Source organism: Paraburkholderia ribeironis, from assembly GCF_900019265.1.
Taxonomy (GTDB): Bacteria; Pseudomonadota; Gammaproteobacteria; order Burkholderiales; family Burkholderiaceae; genus Paraburkholderia; species Paraburkholderia ribeironis.
Map to the genome: position 1 here is coordinate 1 of NZ_CYGX02000115.1, position 15131 is coordinate 15131.

General features: G+C 62.3%; 17 protein-coding genes and 1 other RNA gene. 7 read left to right on the forward strand and 11 right to left on the reverse strand.

Annotated elements, in window-relative coordinates:
* Window positions 1–226: 226 nt before the first annotated feature.
* From BN2475_RS31110 to lptF, 3 genes are read right to left on the reverse strand one after another with little or no spacing between them, the layout of a single operon-like run.
* Window positions 227–607 (reverse strand): sirohydrochlorin chelatase, encoded by a 381-nt coding sequence (locus tag BN2475_RS31110; protein ID WP_094783217.1) that lies wholly within the window; start codon window positions 605–607, stop codon window positions 227–229.
* A gap of 11 nt (window positions 608–618) precedes the next feature.
* Window positions 619–1767, reverse strand: coding sequence for an LPS export ABC transporter permease LptG (gene lptG, locus BN2475_RS31115; protein ID WP_094783218.1), 1149 nt, complete (start codon window positions 1765–1767; stop codon window positions 619–621).
* A gap of 3 nt (window positions 1768–1770) precedes the next feature.
* Window positions 1771–2868: an LPS export ABC transporter permease LptF gene (lptF, locus tag BN2475_RS31120; protein ID WP_094783219.1), complete on the reverse strand. Its 1098-nt coding sequence runs from the start codon at window positions 2866–2868 to the stop codon at window positions 1771–1773.
* Between the two features lie 137 nt (window positions 2869–3005).
* On the opposite strand from lptF, the gene BN2475_RS31125 reads away from it, so the two are divergent.
* The 3 genes from BN2475_RS31125 (at window position 3006) to BN2475_RS31140 (ending at window position 5917) form a co-directional block, all read left to right on the forward strand.
* Complete coding sequence (locus BN2475_RS31125; RefSeq protein WP_094783220.1) at window positions 3006–4517, forward strand: leucyl aminopeptidase; 1512 nt, start codon at window positions 3006–3008, stop codon at window positions 4515–4517.
* A 52-nt stretch (window positions 4518–4569) separates the two neighbouring features.
* Complete coding sequence (locus BN2475_RS31130; RefSeq protein WP_094783250.1) at window positions 4570–4986, forward strand: DNA polymerase III subunit chi; 417 nt, start codon at window positions 4570–4572, stop codon at window positions 4984–4986.
* Between the two features lie 166 nt (window positions 4987–5152).
* Complete coding sequence (locus BN2475_RS31140) at window positions 5153–5917, forward strand: DUF2486 family protein (protein ID WP_094783222.1); 765 nt, start codon at window positions 5153–5155, stop codon at window positions 5915–5917.
* Window positions 5918–5977: 60 nt separating this feature from the next.
* On the opposite strand, the gene BN2475_RS31145 is transcribed toward BN2475_RS31140, so the two are convergent.
* Together BN2475_RS31145 and ilvD are read right to left on the reverse strand one after the other, a co-directional pair.
* The gene (locus BN2475_RS31145; protein ID WP_094783223.1) at window positions 5978–6316 is read right to left on the reverse strand and encodes a c-type cytochrome; all 339 of its coding nucleotides are present in this window, start codon (window positions 6314–6316) and stop codon (window positions 5978–5980) included.
* A 193-nt stretch (window positions 6317–6509) separates the two neighbouring features.
* Window positions 6510–8183 (reverse strand): dihydroxy-acid dehydratase, encoded by a 1674-nt coding sequence (gene ilvD, locus BN2475_RS31150; RefSeq protein ID WP_094783224.1) that lies wholly within the window; start codon window positions 8181–8183, stop codon window positions 6510–6512.
* 252 nt (window positions 8184–8435) lie between these two features.
* Between ilvD and BN2475_RS31155 the strand changes: the two genes are divergently transcribed.
* The gene (locus tag BN2475_RS31155; RefSeq protein WP_094783225.1) at window positions 8436–9389 is read left to right on the forward strand and encodes a LysR family transcriptional regulator; all 954 of its coding nucleotides are present in this window, start codon (window positions 8436–8438) and stop codon (window positions 9387–9389) included.
* Window positions 9390–9406: 17 nt separating this feature from the next.
* On the opposite strand, the gene BN2475_RS34455 is transcribed toward BN2475_RS31155, so the two are convergent.
* Complete coding sequence (locus BN2475_RS34455) at window positions 9407–9553, reverse strand: hypothetical protein (RefSeq protein WP_159444637.1); 147 nt, start codon at window positions 9551–9553, stop codon at window positions 9407–9409.
* On the opposite strand from BN2475_RS34455, the gene lgt reads away from it, so the two are divergent.
* The 3 genes from lgt to BN2475_RS31170 all read left to right on the forward strand — a co-directional run bounded on the left by lgt (window position 9546) and on the right by BN2475_RS31170 (window position 11983).
* Window positions 9546–10451, forward strand: a complete 906-nt coding sequence (gene lgt / locus BN2475_RS31160) for a prolipoprotein diacylglyceryl transferase (protein ID WP_094783226.1) — start codon at window positions 9546–9548, stop codon at window positions 10449–10451. The genes BN2475_RS34455 and lgt overlap by 8 nt on opposite strands.
* A 495-nt stretch (window positions 10452–10946) precedes the next feature.
* On the forward strand, window positions 10947–11396 hold the full coding sequence (locus tag BN2475_RS31165) for a mobile mystery protein A (protein WP_245841703.1): 450 nt from the start codon (window positions 10947–10949) through the stop codon (window positions 11394–11396).
* The gene (locus BN2475_RS31170; RefSeq protein WP_094783228.1) at window positions 11387–11983 is read left to right on the forward strand and encodes a mobile mystery protein B; all 597 of its coding nucleotides are present in this window, start codon (window positions 11387–11389) and stop codon (window positions 11981–11983) included. Before BN2475_RS31165 ends, BN2475_RS31170 begins: the two co-directional genes overlap by 10 nt.
* A gap of 520 nt (window positions 11984–12503) precedes the next feature.
* Here BN2475_RS31170 and BN2475_RS31175 read toward each other — a convergent pair.
* The 5 genes from BN2475_RS31175 to BN2475_RS31195 form a co-directional block, all read right to left on the reverse strand.
* Complete coding sequence (locus BN2475_RS31175) at window positions 12504–13226, reverse strand: SIMPL domain-containing protein (protein WP_094783229.1); 723 nt, start codon at window positions 13224–13226, stop codon at window positions 12504–12506.
* A gap of 300 nt (window positions 13227–13526) precedes the next feature.
* Window positions 13527–13985 carry an EVE domain-containing protein gene (locus BN2475_RS31180; protein WP_094783230.1) on the reverse strand — a complete coding sequence of 153 codons (459 nt, stop codon included), beginning with the start codon at window positions 13983–13985 and terminating at the stop codon, window positions 13527–13529.
* 114 nt (window positions 13986–14099) lie between these two features.
* Window positions 14100–14281: non-coding RNA, 6S RNA (gene ssrS, locus BN2475_RS31185), on the reverse strand.
* A 117-nt stretch (window positions 14282–14398) separates the two neighbouring features.
* The gene (locus tag BN2475_RS31190) at window positions 14399–14713 is read right to left on the reverse strand and encodes a cell division protein ZapA (protein ID WP_094783231.1); all 315 of its coding nucleotides are present in this window, start codon (window positions 14711–14713) and stop codon (window positions 14399–14401) included.
* Window positions 14710–15063, reverse strand: a complete 354-nt coding sequence (locus BN2475_RS31195; RefSeq protein ID WP_094783232.1) for an ATPase — start codon at window positions 15061–15063, stop codon at window positions 14710–14712. The genes BN2475_RS31190 and BN2475_RS31195 overlap by 4 nt, the downstream gene beginning before the upstream one ends.
* Window positions 15064–15131: the final 68 nt, after the last annotated feature.

The window sequence follows — 15131 nt, forward strand, 5'->3', positions numbered from 1 at the left end:
CCCGCCCCGCACAGGGGCAACGCTAATAGACCACAAGCAAATCAAGGAAAGGCCAACACCACAAAACAACTCAAAGAAAGACCAACACCACAAGCAAATCAAGGAAAGGCCAACACCACAAAACAACTCAAAGAAAGACCAACACCACAAGCAAATCAAGGAAAGGCCAACACCCAAGGCACACAACCAGAAAGCCACAGAGCGCTGCAAAAAACAAAACCAACTCTTAACCCTGCCGCAAACAATACTCCGCAACTGCATCCAGCACCGCTTCATCCTCTCCAACCGCTACCGCGCACTTGATCTCGACAGTCGGATGCAACGCGCGACAGCGGTCAATCAATTCAGGCAAATCCTTCCTGACATGCCCACCTTGCCCGAAAAACACGGGCACAACGGTGACCACATCACAGCCGTCTGCAACCAGCCGCTCCACCGCCGTAGGCAAATCCGGCTCCATCAACTCAAGAAAAGCCAACACCACAGCCGGCGCATCGCCGCTCGCCACGCGAGCCGCCCTGAGCTTCTCCGCGAGCCGCTCGAACGGCTCGCGCCAGCGCCCATCCCGCGCGCCATGCCCAAACAGAACCAGCCCGTGCGTAGCCACGACATCAGTTCCTAATGGCGGTCGACCCATCTCAGCCCGATCAACCCGAGCGCCAGGTACACCAGCCCCGGCGTCGCCGCGGTCAACGGCGCGGGCCACGTATTCAACGTGCCGATATGCGAGAACAATGTATTGAACAGCTGGAAGCTCATGCCCAGCATGATCCCGCCAAACACCTTCATGCCGACCACCCCAGCCCGCGTATGCAGATACGCGAACGGCAGTGACAGCACCAGCATCACGAACACGGCGAACGGATACAGCAACTTGCGCCACAGCGCAATTTCATAGCGCTGCGTGTCCTGATGATTCTCGGTCAAATGCTGGATATAGCGGAACAGATTGAACATCGACATCCGGTCCGGCGACACCAGCAGCACCGAGAGAATCTGCGGCGTCAGCTCCGAGCGCAGCAAATACTCCGGCAACGACACCTGCTTCGCGCGATACACCGGGTTCAACGCGTCGGCCGGCGTGCCCGAAGGAGGGGCGACGTCGATCAGTTGCGTGTCGGTCACGCCGGTCAGTTGCCAATGCCCCGGCGGCTGAAAGCGGCCGCTCTGTGCGGTCCGCACGTTCGACAGACGGAACTTCGAATCGAACTCGTAAATCCGCACGTTGCTTATCGTCGCGTCGGGCTTCAGTTCGCCGACATTCACGAAACGTGTCACCTGCTCGCCGTCCGCGCGCTCGGTGAGCGTGTCCTTCACCCACACGCCCGACTGGAAGTTGCTCGATACCGACGACCCCAGCGCTTCGAGCCGCACGCGCTCCGACAACTGGTCCGTGTACGGGCCGACCACTTCGCCAATCAGATAGGTCAGGAACACGAGCGGAATGCCGATCTTCAGCAGCGAGCGCAACGACCGATTGGTGGCGAGACCGGACACGCGGAAGATCGTGTACTCGGAGTTCGCCGCCATCTGCGCGAACACATAGATCGCGCTGATCAACGCGGCGACCGGAATGATTTCGTAAAAACGCGAAGGCGTTTGCAACGCGACGCGCAGCACCGCGTACTGGAATTTATAGTTGCCGTGGCCGACCGAATTCAGTTCGTTGATCAGGTCGAAGAAGAAGAACAGACCCGAAAACGCAAACAGAATAAAGACGAACGTGAGATAGATCTGACGCGCGAAATACCGTTCATAGATGCGCATCGGTCAGGCTCCCTGCGAACGGCTGAAATTGGCCCGCGTGAATAGCGGCCGGTTGCGCACGCGCAGCCAGAAAATGAACGCGACGATCGCCGCCACGATGACGTGCAGGATCACCAGACCCAGCCCGAATGACATCTTGCCCTGCTCGATCCACGACTGCACGACGTTCAGCAGATTCGAGTACGTCAGATAGATCAGCACGGCCATCACCAGATTGATGGTGCGGCTGCGCCGCGGGTTCTGATGCGCGAGCGGAATGGCCAGCAGCATCAGGTTGATCGCGATCAGCGGCAGCCCCGCGCGCCACGCGAATTCGGCAAGGTTTTCGTTGCTCGGGTTGCGCAGCAGCGTGAGCGTCGGGGTGCCGGTGGTGGTCGGCGTATTGACGACCGGCTGGCTTTGGATCTTCACGCCATAGCGCTCGAATTCCATGATGCGAAAGTCGGGGTGCCCCGGCTCGCCGTCATAGCGGCGGCCGTTCTCCAGCACGACGAAGCGGTCGCCGTTCTTGTGCGTCTCGATATGGCCGAATTTCGACACCACCACGTTGACCTTGCCGCCCTCTGTGCTGGTCACGAACACGTTTTCGACCTGCCCCTGGTCGGGCGACATCTTCTCGATGAAGAACACCCGGTGAGTGGCGGGCGACTCGCGGAACTGGCCCGGCGCGAGCAACGAGACTTCGTCGCGCTGCTGGAAACGCGCACGGATCAGCTTGCTCTGCTGGTTCGACCACGGCCAGCCGACGAACACGAAAAACATGATGAGGATGATGATCGGCGTGGCGAAAATACCGATCGGCTTGATGAAGCGCGTCAAGCTGACACCCGAGGACAGCCATACGACCATCTCGGAGTCTTTGTACCACCGCGTCAGGACGAACAGGATCGACACGAACAGGGTCGCGACGAGCATGATCGCCAGATAGCCGATCACGGTCAGGCCGATCAGGACCAGCACGTCGCGCGGGTCGATCTCACCCGAGGCCGCGAAGCCGACGATGCGGATCATCATCGTCGTCAGCACGAGCGTGAGCAGAACCATGAACACGGCACCAGCCGTATACGCGAGTTCGCGCTGGAGGGAGCGTTCGAAGATCATTGTTGATGATGAGAGGGGGCGCTCTCGGCGACGTGCGGGTTGCTTCCCGTCACGCCCCCGGTGCAGCCGCCGCGGGAAAAATAGCGGATAATTGCGGCTTTCATCCTAAGCCCAGACTTTATCCGAGGACAAGCGCGATGGACTTTAGCATAAAAGCCTGTGATTGGACCAAAGGCTCGACAAACGGTTTCCTGACCGGGAAATCCGATTGCATCGCGATCGGTGTGTTCGAGTCGCAAACGCTCTCGGGCGCCGCGCTTGAGATCGACGCGGCCACCAAGGGGCTGCTGACGCGCATCATCAAGGCTGGCGACATGGACGGCAAGGCCGGCACCACGCTGTTTCTGCACGAAGTGCAGGGCATCGGCGCGTCGCGCGTGCTGCTGGTCGGTCTCGGCAAGCAGGACGCCTTCAGCCAGAAAGCCTACGGCGACGCCGTGCGGGCCGCCTGGCGCGCGCTGCTCGGCACCAAAATCGTCCAGGTCACGTTCACGCTGGCCCAACTGCCGGTGCTCGAGCGCTCGGCCGATTGGGCCGTGCGCGCCGCGATCGTGGCGCTGCGCGAGGTGACCTACAAGTTCACGCAGATGAAGAGCAAGCCGGACAACGCGGCGCGCGCATTGAAGCGCATCGTCTTCAGCGTCAACAGCGGCGACGAGAAGGCCGCGAGACTGGCCGCCAAGCAGGGCGCCGCGCTCGCCAACGGCATGGACCTCACGCGCGACCTCGGCAACCTGCCGAGCAACGTCTGCACGCCGAGCTACCTCGCGACCATCGCGAAGAAGCTCGCCAAAGACTGGAAACTGAAGATCGAAGTGCTGGGCGAGAAACAGTGCGAGGCGCTCAAGATGGGCTCGTTCCTGTCGGTCACGGCGGGCTCGGTCGAACCGGCGCAGTTCATCGTGCTGCAATACCAGGGCGGCGCCGCGAAGGCCGCGCCGGTGGTGCTGGTCGGCAAGGGCGTCACGTTCGACACGGGTGGCATCTCGCTGAAGCCGGGCGAGGGCATGGACGAGATGAAGTACGACATGTGCGGCGCCGGTTCGGTGCTGGGCACGTTGCGCGCGGTCGCGGAAATGGGCCTGAAGATCAACGTGGTCGGCATCATTCCGGCGGTCGAAAACGTGCCATCGGCGACTGCCACCAAGCCGGGCGACATCGTCACCAGCATGAAGGGTCTGACGATCGAAGTGCTGAATACGGATGCCGAAGGCCGGCTGATCCTGTGCGATGCGCTGACCTACGCCGAGCGCTTCAAGCCGGCCGCGGTGATCGACGTCGCCACGCTGACGGGCGCGTGCATCATCGCGCTCGGCCATCACAACAGCGGTCTGTTCTCGAAAGACGACGCGCTGGCGGGCGAGCTGCTCGACGCATCGCGTGAAGCGTCCGACCCGGCGTGGCGCCTGCCGCTCGACGACGAGTATCAGGAACAGCTGAAGTCGAACTTCGCTGATCTCGCGAACATCGGCGGCCGTCCGGCGGGCAGCGTGACGGCGGCGTGCTTCCTGTCGCGCTTTGCCGACGCGTATCCATGGGCGCACCTGGACATCGCCGGCACCGCGTGGAAGAGCGGCGCGGCGAAGGGCGCCACCGGCCGGCCGGTGCCGTTGCTCGCGCAATTCCTGATCGACCGCGCCACACAATGACGTATTGCAGTCAGCCTGCGGGCGTCGCGGCGAAAATCGCGCGGAGTCGCTGATGACGAGAATCGATTTTCACTCGAACGTCGGCGACTCGCTGTCGTATGCATGTCGCCTCGTTCGCAAGGCGTATCTTGCGGGCCAGCCGACCATCGTGCTGGCCGAGCCCGCGCGCCTGCGGGCCTTCGACGAGCAGCTGTGGACGTTCTCGCCGCTCGACTTCATACCGCATTGCATGGCGGGCACGCCGCTCGCCGCGCAAACCCCGATCGTGCTGGCCACGAATCTCGATGACGTACCGCATCATCAGGTGCTGCTCAATCTGGGCGCAACGGTGCCGGCGCAATTCGCGCGCTTCGAAAGATTGCTGGAAGTGGTCGGTAACGCACACGACGAGCTAGCTGCGGGCCGCGAACGCTATCGCTTCTATCGCGATCGCGGCTATGCTTTGAACAACTACAAGCAAGGCGACTAGGTTTCGTCCCGCCCACGTTGCGGTCCATTCGCTGGGTCCGTGCTGCATGAACGGTGGGTCGGGCATGCGGCCTGCTTCGGCTTCGGCTTCGGCTTCGGCTTCGACTTCGACTTCGACTTCGACTTCGACTCAAACTTCGCCTTCGACTCACACACGGAGAGTGCACGTGTCCGATCCCAACGACAATTCGATCCCGGTTCTGCACGAGATTCTCGTACCGGGCCATGACGCCCAGGCGCGTCAGGCAGAGGGCGACGCGCCAGCGACCGGGCCCGCGCCCGAAGCCGGCACGCCGCAGGAACCGGGTTTCAGGCGCGAGCCCACGCTGGCGCCGCAATCGACACATCCGGACGAACCCACGTTGTCGCCGGAACCTGTGCTTGCATCACAGCCGGTACTGACGCCGGAGCAGACGCGCTCGCCGCAGCCTGCGCTTGCGCCGGAGCCTGCGTTCGCGCCGCAAGCCGCTGATGCGGCGGAAGCCACGCTCGCGTCCGAGTCGCTACACGCGACCGAACATGCTCATCCGAAGCGGCGCTCGCGACTGCACCACGGCGCTGCGGCACGGCATGCGCACGATGATGCGCTTGCGGCGTCGGCAGGTTTCTTCGACCGCGCCGAGCCGGTCGCGCCGCTCGAAGCCGGCACGATCGTGCCGCCGGATATCGCTCAGGAAACCGGCGCGCCGTCGCAGCCGGATCTCGACGCGGACGCGATCGCCGAACGTCTGCACGGCCGCTTCGCTGGTTTTCTGTCAGGCGAGGGGCGCGGCGTCGTCGAGGCGCGCTGCCGCGACGCGTTGCAGGAGCACGCCAGCTCGCTGGTCAGCCAGATCACACGCGAAGTGGCAATGACGCTGGAAGCCGAAATGACCGGCTGGGTACGCGAAGCGGTTGAAGAAGAGATCGCCCGGCGCTCGGGCCGTGGCTGATGGTGTCGTGAAGCGGCGTCTGAACGCACGCATGACCGGGCGCCTCTCGCGGCGCCCGTTTCATTTGAGCGTCAGCACCCAGGCCGCCAGCGTGGCGGCCTGATCGGGCGTGAGCTGCGTATTCGCGGGCATCGGCACCCGACCCCACACCCCCGTGCTGCCATCCAGAATCTTGTGCTTCAGGTAGTTGGCGGCGTCTTCGCGTCCCGCATATTTCACCGCGACCTCGCGCAGCGCCGGGCCCATGAACGGGCGCGTGACCGAATGGCAACTCATGCAGTTCTGTTGCTGGGCCAATGCGAGGCCGGCGGCCTCCGCGTGCGCCGCCTGACTGCCGGCGCCCAGCATGGCGCTTAGCGTCACGGCTGCTGCAACCGCTCCATACGACATGGATTTCATTGTGGTCTCCGTCGGTGCAGGTGCCCGACTCGTGGTCCGGGCATTATAAAAGGAAAGGGGCGCACGGTTTCCCGTGCGCCCCTTATCGCTTTCACGTAGCGTGGGCAGGCCACTGCCTGCGCACGCTGCCGTTCACTGCGGGCTGAACACGTCCCGGCAACCGGGGCGCGTCGGCGGCACGTGTGCTGCGCGCTCAGCCGGTCACCGCGCCCTTGTTGGCCGGCAGCGCCAGCGCGGAGTACTTGGCCAGCACGCCACGCGTGTAACGCGGCTTCGGCTGCTGCCATGCGGCACGGCGGCGCTGCAGTTCGGCGTCGTCGATGTTCAGTTGCAGCAGCAGCCGGTGCGCGTCGATCGTGATCGAGTCGCCTTCCTGCACGAACGCGATCGTGCCGCCCACGAACGCTTCCGGCGCGACGTGACCGACCACCATGCCCCACGTGCCGCCTGAGAAGCGGCCGTCGGTGATCAGGCCGACCGACTCGCCGAGCCCCTTGCCGATGATCGCCGACGTCGGCGCGAGCATTTCCGGCATGCCGGGGCCGCCTTTCGGCCCGAGGTAACGCAGCACCACCACGTCGCCGGCGACGATCCTGTCGGCCAGAATCGCTTCCAGCGCGCTTTGCTCGTCGTCGAACACACGGGCCGGGCCGGTGATGACCGGGTTCTTCAGGCCGGTGATCTTGGCGACCGCGCCGTCTTCGGCCAGGTTGCCCTTCAGGATCGCCAGATGGCCTTCGCTGTACAGCGCTTTGGCCAGCGGGAAAATCACCTGCTGATCGGCGCGCGGCTTGCCCGGCACGTCCTTCAGCTCTTCGGCGAGCGTCTTGCCGGTGATGGTCATGCAATCGCCGTGCAAGAGGCCCGCGTCGAGCAGGATCTTCATGACCTGCGGAATGCCGCCCGCCTTGTGCAGATCGGTGGCCACGTACTGGCCCGACGGCTTCAGGTTGCAGATCACCGGCACTTTCTTGCGCATGCGCTCGAAGTCTTCGATCCTCCACGCTACTTCGGCCGCGTGCGCGATCGCCAGATAGTGCAGCACGGCGTTGGTCGAGCCGCCAGTCGCCATGATCAGCGCCACGGCGTTTTCGATCGACTTCTTCGTGATGATGTCGCGCGGCTTCAGGTCCTTCTTGACCGCTTCGACCAGCACGCGCGCCGATTCGGCGGCCGAGTCGACCTTTTCCTGATCCGGATTGGCCATCGTCGACGAATACAGCAGCGACATGCCGAGCGCCTCGAACGACGAGCTCATCGTGTTGGCGGTGTACATGCCGCCGCACGAACCCGTGGACGGGCACGCGTTCCTTTCGATCCCTTCGAAGTCTTCCTGCGACATGCGGCCCGCCGTGAATTCGCCGACCGCTTCGAACGACGACACGATGGTCAAGTCCGTGCCCTTCCAGTTGCCCGGACGGATCGTGCCGCCGTACACGTAGATGCTCGGCACGTTCATCCGCGCGAGGCCGATCATGCCGCCCGGCATGTTCTTGTCGCAGCCGCCGATCACGACCACGCCGTCCATCCACTGGCCTTGCACGCAGGTCTCGATGCAGTCGGCGATCACTTCGCGCGACACGAGCGAGTACTTCATGCCCTCGGTGCCCATCGACATGCCGTCCGAGATCGTCGGCGTGCCGAAGATCTGCGGGTTCGCGTCGGCGCGCCTGATCGCGACCACGGCCGCGTCGGCCAGACGCTGCAGGCCGGCGTTGCACGGTGTGATGGTCGAGTGCCCGTTGGCGATGCCGATCATCGGCTTGTCGAAATCCTCTTTCTGATAGCCGAGCGCGTAGTACATCGAGCGATTCGGCGAACGCGCCACGCCTTGCGTGATGTTCTTCGAACGACGGTTGTATGCCATGGAGACCTCCGATGATCTGTGTTGTTTTGCACTTGCTGCGTAATGGCCAGCGTCGTGGCCGGCGCTAGCCGCGCTGGCGACGCCGCAGCGGCTGCGCCGGGGGCGCCGGGGGCGCCAATGGGTGTGGCCGGCGGGGATGGGCCGGCGCGTCAGTTCAGTGTAGGTCCGACGCATCGCGCCAAGGATGCGGTTTTGCGATACACGTGTCCAATATATTATTGAGCCACGATTAGGTCGTAAAATGTATTAATCATGCTGCCTGCTATTCCCGACCTGCGCCAGTTGCGCTATTTCGTGGCCGTCGCCGAAGAGAAGCACTTCGGGCGGGCCGCCGCGCGTCTGTCGATGACGCAGCCGCCGTTGTCGCAAGCAATCCGCGCGCTCGAAGAGACGCTCGGCGTCGAGCTGTTCGCGCGCACCAAACGTTCGGTCGAGCTGACACCGGTAGGCGCCGATCTGCTGCCCGAGGTGCAGCGCCTGCTGGCGAACGCCGAGGGACTGCGGCCACTCGCGCAGAGCCTCGCACGAGGTGAGGCGGGGGTGTTGTCGCTGGCTTTCGTTTCCACCGCGGACTACGGCTTGCTGCCGCTCCTGCTGCGCGATTTCGGCACGCGCCATCCGCGCGTGCGGCTCGAATTGACGGAGGCCACCAGCGACGTCCAGGCGGACGAACTGTTGGCCGGGCGCATCGACGCCGGGCTCGTGATCGCGCCGCTGCCGTCGCGCCACGCCGCGCGACTGTCGTGGCTGCCGATCGTGCGAGAGCCGCTGATCATTGCGATGTCGACCGACACCGCGGCGCGTGTGAGCAGCACCGCCGGCGCCGACCCGCACGCCGAATGGCTGGATACGCCGATCAGTCTGCGCGATGTGGCCGACGCGCCGCTTGTGATTTTCCCAAGACGTTTGGCGCCAGGCTTTTATGACATCATTATGGATTGCTACGGCGTGGCGGGCGTTGCGCCCCGGGTCGGCCAGGAGGCGATCCAGATGCAGACGATCGTCAGCCTCGTGTCGGCCGGGATGGGCGTCGCACTGGTGCCGCAATCGTTGCGTAATCTGCGCCGCACGGGCGTCGTGTACCGGCCGCTGTGCGAGTCGGTGCCCGCGATCGAGACGGGGCTGGTGTGGCGCACGGGCGAGGTGAGCCCGGTGCTGGCCGGGTTCATCGAGATTGCGCGGGCCCATGCCGCCATCGACGCGTGATCCGCCGCGCCGCGCATTTAGCGGCGGCGCAGCGAACGCATTGCCGAGCGCACCGTCCAATGCATGCGCTGGATGATGTGCGAGCCGCTCGCCGCCGCCGCAAAATCGATTGATTGGAAAACCCGCTTCTGAACCTGAACTGCCCATAACAACACGATGCTCATTCACCCGAATTTCGACCCCGTTGCCATTCATCTGGGGCCGCTCGCCGTGCGCTGGTATGGACTGATGTACCTCGTCGCGTTCGTCGCGGCGATCGTCGTCGGCCGGCTGCGGCTGCGCTTGCCGTACGTCGCCGCGCAAGGCTGGACCGCCAAGGATATCGACGACATGCTGTTCTTCGGCGTGCTCGGCACGATCCTCGGCGGCCGGCTCGGCTACGTGCTGTTCTACAAGGCGAGCTTTTATTTCGCGCATCCGCTCGACATCTTCAAGGTGTGGGAGGGCGGCATGTCGTTTCACGGCGGCTTCCTCGGCGTGACGCTGGCGATGATGTTGTTCGCGTATCAGCGCAAGCGCTCGTGGCTGCAGGTCACCGACTTCGTCGCGCCGATGGTGCCCACGGGGCTCGCGGCGGGGCGCCTGGGCAACTTCATCAACGGCGAGCTGTGGGGGCGCGTGACCGATCCGTCCGCGCCGTGGGCGATGCTGTTTCCCGGCGCCGCCCAGGAAGACGCCGCCTGGCTCGCCGCGCATCCCCAACTGGCCGCGCAATGGCATCTGAACGACGTGTTCGCGCAATATCACATGCTGCCGCGGCATCCGTCGGAGCTGTATGAGATCGCGCTCGAAGGCGTCGCGTTGTTCTTCGTGCTGTTCTTCTTCTCGCGCAAACCGAAGCCGATGGGCGCGATTTCCGCCATGTTCCTGATCGGCTACGGCCTCGCGCGCTTCACAGTCGAATTCGCGCGTGAACCGGACGACTTCCTCGGGCTGCTCGCGATGGATCTGTCGATGGGCCAATGGCTGTCGCTGCCGATGATCCTGGCGGGCATCGGCATGCTGGTGTGGGCGTATCGACGTGCGCGGCGCGAACCGGCGCAGGCGGCCAGCGCGAGCTGATCGCTACGGTTTATCGTCACGCGCGTTCAATGAAAAAAGCCACGGCATGCCGCTAGCCGCTCTGTTAAAGAGTTGCTAGCGTTTGGCGGGGAGCCTCAAGGCCTCGACAGTTGTCAAGGCCTTTTTTATTCTTCGGCGGCATTATCGGGCTGTTACCCCTGGTTGAGGCGACTGCCCTTTTTCATCATGGACGTTTGCGGGCCGACGTTCGAAGCAGCCTGCCTCGCGATTGCTGGCTCACAGTGCAGCAAATCAAATACATTTGCTGCCGCGCAATGAAGCAATTTCATGAAATTTGATGCCATATAGTGAAGCATCCTCATATTTTATGCTTGCTTGTGAGGAAGCGAATTCTTCGATTCTGTATCACTATACCGACGCAAAAGACAGTTATCAGCTTCATTTTAGTGAAGCAAAAACTTTACGGTCACTTCACTATAGGCTATCATTTGTTCAATTTTTGATAGCCTATAGGCCAGCAAAATGGATTCCAGAATGAGGCAGCTCCGGCTTGAGCAGGTGCAGGCGTCGGTCGCAGCGTACTCGGATTTGACGAACCGTCGGACCCCGCCGCGTGGATGGCTGAAGGTCATCCGAGAGTCGTTAGGGCTCACCGAGCGACAGCAAGCCGACCGGTTAGGCATTACCGGTTCGACCCTGCACAAGTCGGAGTCGGCGGAAGCTGAGGAGCGAATCACGCTCGGACAACTGCGCAAGTTGGCTGACGGGCTGGACTGCGAGCTGGTCTATGCTCTGGTGCCCAGAAAGCCACTGACGCAAGTGGTCGAAGACCGGGCGCGCTCAATCGCCCTGCAGGAAGTGGGTGGAGTCGCGCACACCATGAGTCTGGAAGACCAACGTCCGGCAACCGACCGACTTCGCAAACAGGTTGAGCAGAGAACGGCGGAACTACTCCGGGGCCGCTGGTCCGACCTATGGCGATAGATTTAGCCGAACAGGACGGCCAGACACAGCTCGACCCTGAGGAGCTTGCAGGGCTGATACCGATGCACCTGGCCACCAAGGGCGACCTGAATGATTGGGAGCAGGAAAACATTCTGCAAGCCGTGCAATGGGCTCGCCGTCAACGCAAGGTCGACGTCCTCAGTGAAGAGTTCTGTCGCAACCTTCACAAGAAAATGTTCGACCAGACCTGGTCGTGGGCAGGCACGTTCCGCAAGTCCGACAAGAATATCGGATGTGACTGGACGCAGGTCAGCGTCAAGTTGAGAAACCTTTTCGATAACACGCGGTGGTGGGTCGACAACGGCACATTCCCGCCCGATGAGATTGCCGCGCGATTTCACCGCGAGCTGGTGTGGATTCATCCTTTTCCAAACGGCAATGGCCGACACTCACGAATGATGGCTGATGCGCTCTTGCGCAGCATGAAACAGGAACCGTTTTCGTGGGGTGGAGGCGGGACATTGGTTAAAGCGGATAACGCCCGGTCGGATTACTTAACCGCCTTGCGTGCGGCGGATAAAGATGACTACAGTTTGCTCTTAGCCTTCGTGCGAAGTACAGCTTAGCCGTCGCACGGACAAGGAGGACGTCAAGCCTGTGACAGCGGGTGGCTCGTCCACGCAAGCACTTCTTCAGAACTGAGCATCTTCCCCTTGCCTTTGAACGTGTCCTTGAACTTTCGGTTGTCGACCTTCGCGTCACGGCCGAGCATGACCAGAATAACCTCGTCTCCTATCGCTGCAGCTTTCTTGATACTCTTTGCAGCCAGGGCTATCTCATGGGTGGTCCGTGGATTTGCCCGAGTGAGCTAGTTTTTGCGGCCAGTCTATGGGCGCTTAGACCAGCTTCCGACAACGATTGACCTGCATCCCCGCCACGGCAGGCGGTGCTCGCGGCAACTTGGTGCCGCCAGCAGGGACTTCGCCTGAAGAAGATTTTTCCGTGGACAAAGAAACGCCCCAGTCATTGACTGAGGCGTGAGTGTGGCCCGCTTACTTCAACCTGGCAACTCTTTAACAGAACGGCTAGCGGCAAGCCGTGGCGTTTTCGCTTTGCAGCGATGCGCGGCAAGCAGCCGCCGCTGCGTCACTTCATCTGCACCGAGCCCGACACGTTGACCGTCACGGTCGACATGCCGCCCTCGAGCGGCATCGGCGGCATGCTCTTGGCGTCGGCGCTCATGGCGCGGGCGCTCATCATCATCACCGGACGCGGCATGATACCGCCGTGATTGACGTTGACCTCGCGAATCGAATAGCCGCTAAAGCCAAAGGCCTCCGCGGACGACGCAGCCTGATCGCGGAACGACCGGATCGCTTCTCCAGTGAGCTTCTGCTCCGCAGCCCGCTGCGCCTGCGGCGATAGCGAGAACTGTACGTTGCCCACCTGCATGATCGATGCCATCTGGGCGGCAAGCTTCGACGCCGCGGCGAAGTCGTGCGATTCGAGCGCGACTTCGGTGCGGCCGCGCCACGCAGAAATGCGCCCGTCGCGATCGGTGGACGGAACGATCGAGAATGAACCCGTGCGCGCGGTCACGCCGCTCACGCCTCTGGCTTTCTGCATCGCCGCGTCGGCGCGCTCGTTCAGCGTTGCCGTGAGCGACGACGGATCGCTCGCTTCCTGCTCGTAGAACAGCGTGATATCGACGACGTCCTGCGGGACTTCCGCGCTAGCCTGGGCGTTCAGCGACAGGACGCCCGACGGTTGAGACTGCATCACGGCTTGCGCGCGGGCCATCATTGGAGTCAGCGCGAGCGCGGTGCATACGAGAGCGAGTGCGAGCGCCCGTGCGTTTTTTTTCATCATGGCTGGATTCCTTGCTTGAACAGGGTTGTGCTCGATTGGCGCGATCGTCGTGCAGTGGCACGACGTTTGCCGGTCCGCGCGTGTTCGTCAGTGTGCCTCGCAGTGCGCTTCGCAGTGCGCTTCGCAGTGCGCCTATTAGGCGCTGCTGACGCGAGCCTGGTTCCCTGATTTTGCGTTGCCTGCACGCTGCTTGCGTATGGGCATGCGTTATGCTCGCGCCCAATCCGACTCACCGGCAACGGCTCGGGTCGGCTCGCTCGTGCCGCGTCTTCAACGTGGTCAAGCGTCGAACTTCAAACGTCAAACGAGCCGTTGCGTGATGAAGCGCCATTCGGCCTCGGTCACGGGTGTGATCGACAGGCGGTTGCCCTTGGCGAGCACACGCATGTTCTGCAATTCCTCATGCTCGCGCAACGTGGCGAGCGCAATGAGTGGGATCTTCTTCTTGAACACCACGTCGACGAGCAACCAGCGCGGTGTCTCGTGCGATGACTTCGCGTCGTAGTACGGACTTTTTTTGTCGAACTGGGTCGGGTCAGGGTAAGCGGTGGACGATACTTCGGCGAGCCCTGCGATGCCCGGTTCCGGACAGCTCGAATGGTAGAACAGCACACCGTCGCCGATCTGCATCACGTCGCGCATGAAGTTGCGCGCCTGATAGTTGCGCACGCCCGTCCATGGCAGCGTGTGGCGCGGCGCGTTGGCGAGATGGTCGATGCTTGCTTCGTCCGGTTCAGACTTCATTAGCCAGTAGCGCATGAATCAGATAGAACGTTAGGGGTTGGACGACACAGACGCGGTTGGACGGTACGAAAGAAAAATCGCGACCCAAAGAAAAACGGCACCGAACCGAAGTCCGATGCCGTTCTAGATAAGGTCCCCGCCTTAGCCGCTAGGCCGGCATCCTGAACCGGGGGTTCAGAATTGGTCGCAGTTAGCAACACTTCGGGTACATCAGACAGAGTGACGCGCACACCCGTGCTACAAATTTCCGCAACCGTGCACATGGCATTGGTTCAAGGAATATATGACCTTGGCGAACCAGGCAGGGAAGCTAAACCGATAAAGCTTAAACGATTGAACTCAAACGTTTGCGCAGACTTGCTCGCGCATTTGCTTTGAATTCGCTTCGTTTGAATCCGCAGCCGATCTCGGGACCGGCCAGCAGAGACTTACTGCATGCTGTACTGCTGAATCACAGTACCCAGTTGTTCGTTCATTTGCTGCATTGTACGCCGGATTTCTTCAGCGGGAAATGCTTCACCGTGCCGCACACTGCTTTGCAGCTTAAGCAGTTCCGATGCCAGCGACAGCGCAGCCATGACGGCAATGCGATCGTTGCCGCGCACGTTGCTGTGATTGCGGATCTTCGACATTTCGGCGTCGACGCGTGCGACCGCTTCGAGCAGCGCTCCTTCCGTTTCCGGCGAGCACGCGAGGCGATAGGGCACGTCGAGAATCGATACTTCGATCTGCTTGGTGGTCATGCGTTTTCTCCGTGGCGGCTAACGTCGCGCTCCGCTTCGTCGTGCGACGCGGGCTCGAGCAGATCGAGCTGGTTATCCGGCTCGCTGTTCGCGCGGGCTCGCGGCAGTTTTTCGAGAATCGCATTCAGGCGCACCTGGGCGTCGTCGATCTTGGCGGACAGTGCGTCGCGTTCCGCTTGCAGCGCATTGCGCTCCTCGCGCAGCAGCGCGAGTTCCGTGCGCGTGGCTTCCGCTTCCGCACGCGCTTGCGCAAGCTGCTCTTCGAGCGCGAGCCGCGCTTCATGGTGGCGCTGGCTGATCGCAATCAGCTTGCCGATATTCTGTGAGAGTGTTTCGAGTTCGGTGAGCATGTGCTGCGTCCTCTAAAGACATCGCATTTTAGCGCGGAATATTGGTGTTTCCGACAATTGTCTCGTTT

Excerpts from the sequence above, each read along its gene's own strand:
- BN2475_RS31175 (WP_094783229.1), bottom strand. The coding sequence starts at position 13,226 with ATGATGAAAAAAAACGCACGGGCGCTCGCACTCGCTCTCGTATGCACC.
- BN2475_RS31195 (WP_094783232.1), bottom strand. The coding sequence starts at position 15,063 with ATGCTCACCGAACTCGAAACACTCTCACAGAATATCGGCAAGCTGATT.
- BN2475_RS31190 (WP_094783231.1), bottom strand. The coding sequence starts at position 14,713 with ATGACCACCAAGCAGATCGAAGTATCGATTCTCGACGTGCCCTATCGC.
- BN2475_RS31130 (WP_094783250.1), top strand. The coding sequence starts at position 4,570 with ATGACGAGAATCGATTTTCACTCGAACGTCGGCGACTCGCTGTCGTAT.
- BN2475_RS31155 (WP_094783225.1), top strand. The coding sequence starts at position 8,436 with ATGCTGCCTGCTATTCCCGACCTGCGCCAGTTGCGCTATTTCGTGGCC.
- lptF (WP_094783219.1), bottom strand. The coding sequence starts at position 2,868 with ATGATCTTCGAACGCTCCCTCCAGCGCGAACTCGCGTATACGGCTGGT.
- ilvD (WP_094783224.1), bottom strand. The coding sequence starts at position 8,183 with ATGGCATACAACCGTCGTTCGAAGAACATCACGCAAGGCGTGGCGCGT.
- BN2475_RS31125 (WP_094783220.1), top strand. The coding sequence starts at position 3,006 with ATGGACTTTAGCATAAAAGCCTGTGATTGGACCAAAGGCTCGACAAAC.
- lptG (WP_094783218.1), bottom strand. The coding sequence starts at position 1,767 with ATGCGCATCTATGAACGGTATTTCGCGCGTCAGATCTATCTCACGTTC.
- BN2475_RS34455 (WP_159444637.1), bottom strand. The coding sequence starts at position 9,553 with ATGAGCATCGTGTTGTTATGGGCAGTTCAGGTTCAGAAGCGGGTTTTC.
- BN2475_RS31165 (WP_245841703.1), top strand. The coding sequence starts at position 10,947 with ATGAGGCAGCTCCGGCTTGAGCAGGTGCAGGCGTCGGTCGCAGCGTAC.
- lgt (WP_094783226.1), top strand. The coding sequence starts at position 9,546 with ATGCTCATTCACCCGAATTTCGACCCCGTTGCCATTCATCTGGGGCCG.
- BN2475_RS31180 (WP_094783230.1), bottom strand. The coding sequence starts at position 13,985 with ATGCGCTACTGGCTAATGAAGTCTGAACCGGACGAAGCAAGCATCGAC.
- BN2475_RS31145 (WP_094783223.1), bottom strand. The coding sequence starts at position 6,316 with ATGAAATCCATGTCGTATGGAGCGGTTGCAGCAGCCGTGACGCTAAGC.
- BN2475_RS31170 (WP_094783228.1), top strand. The coding sequence starts at position 11,387 with ATGGCGATAGATTTAGCCGAACAGGACGGCCAGACACAGCTCGACCCT.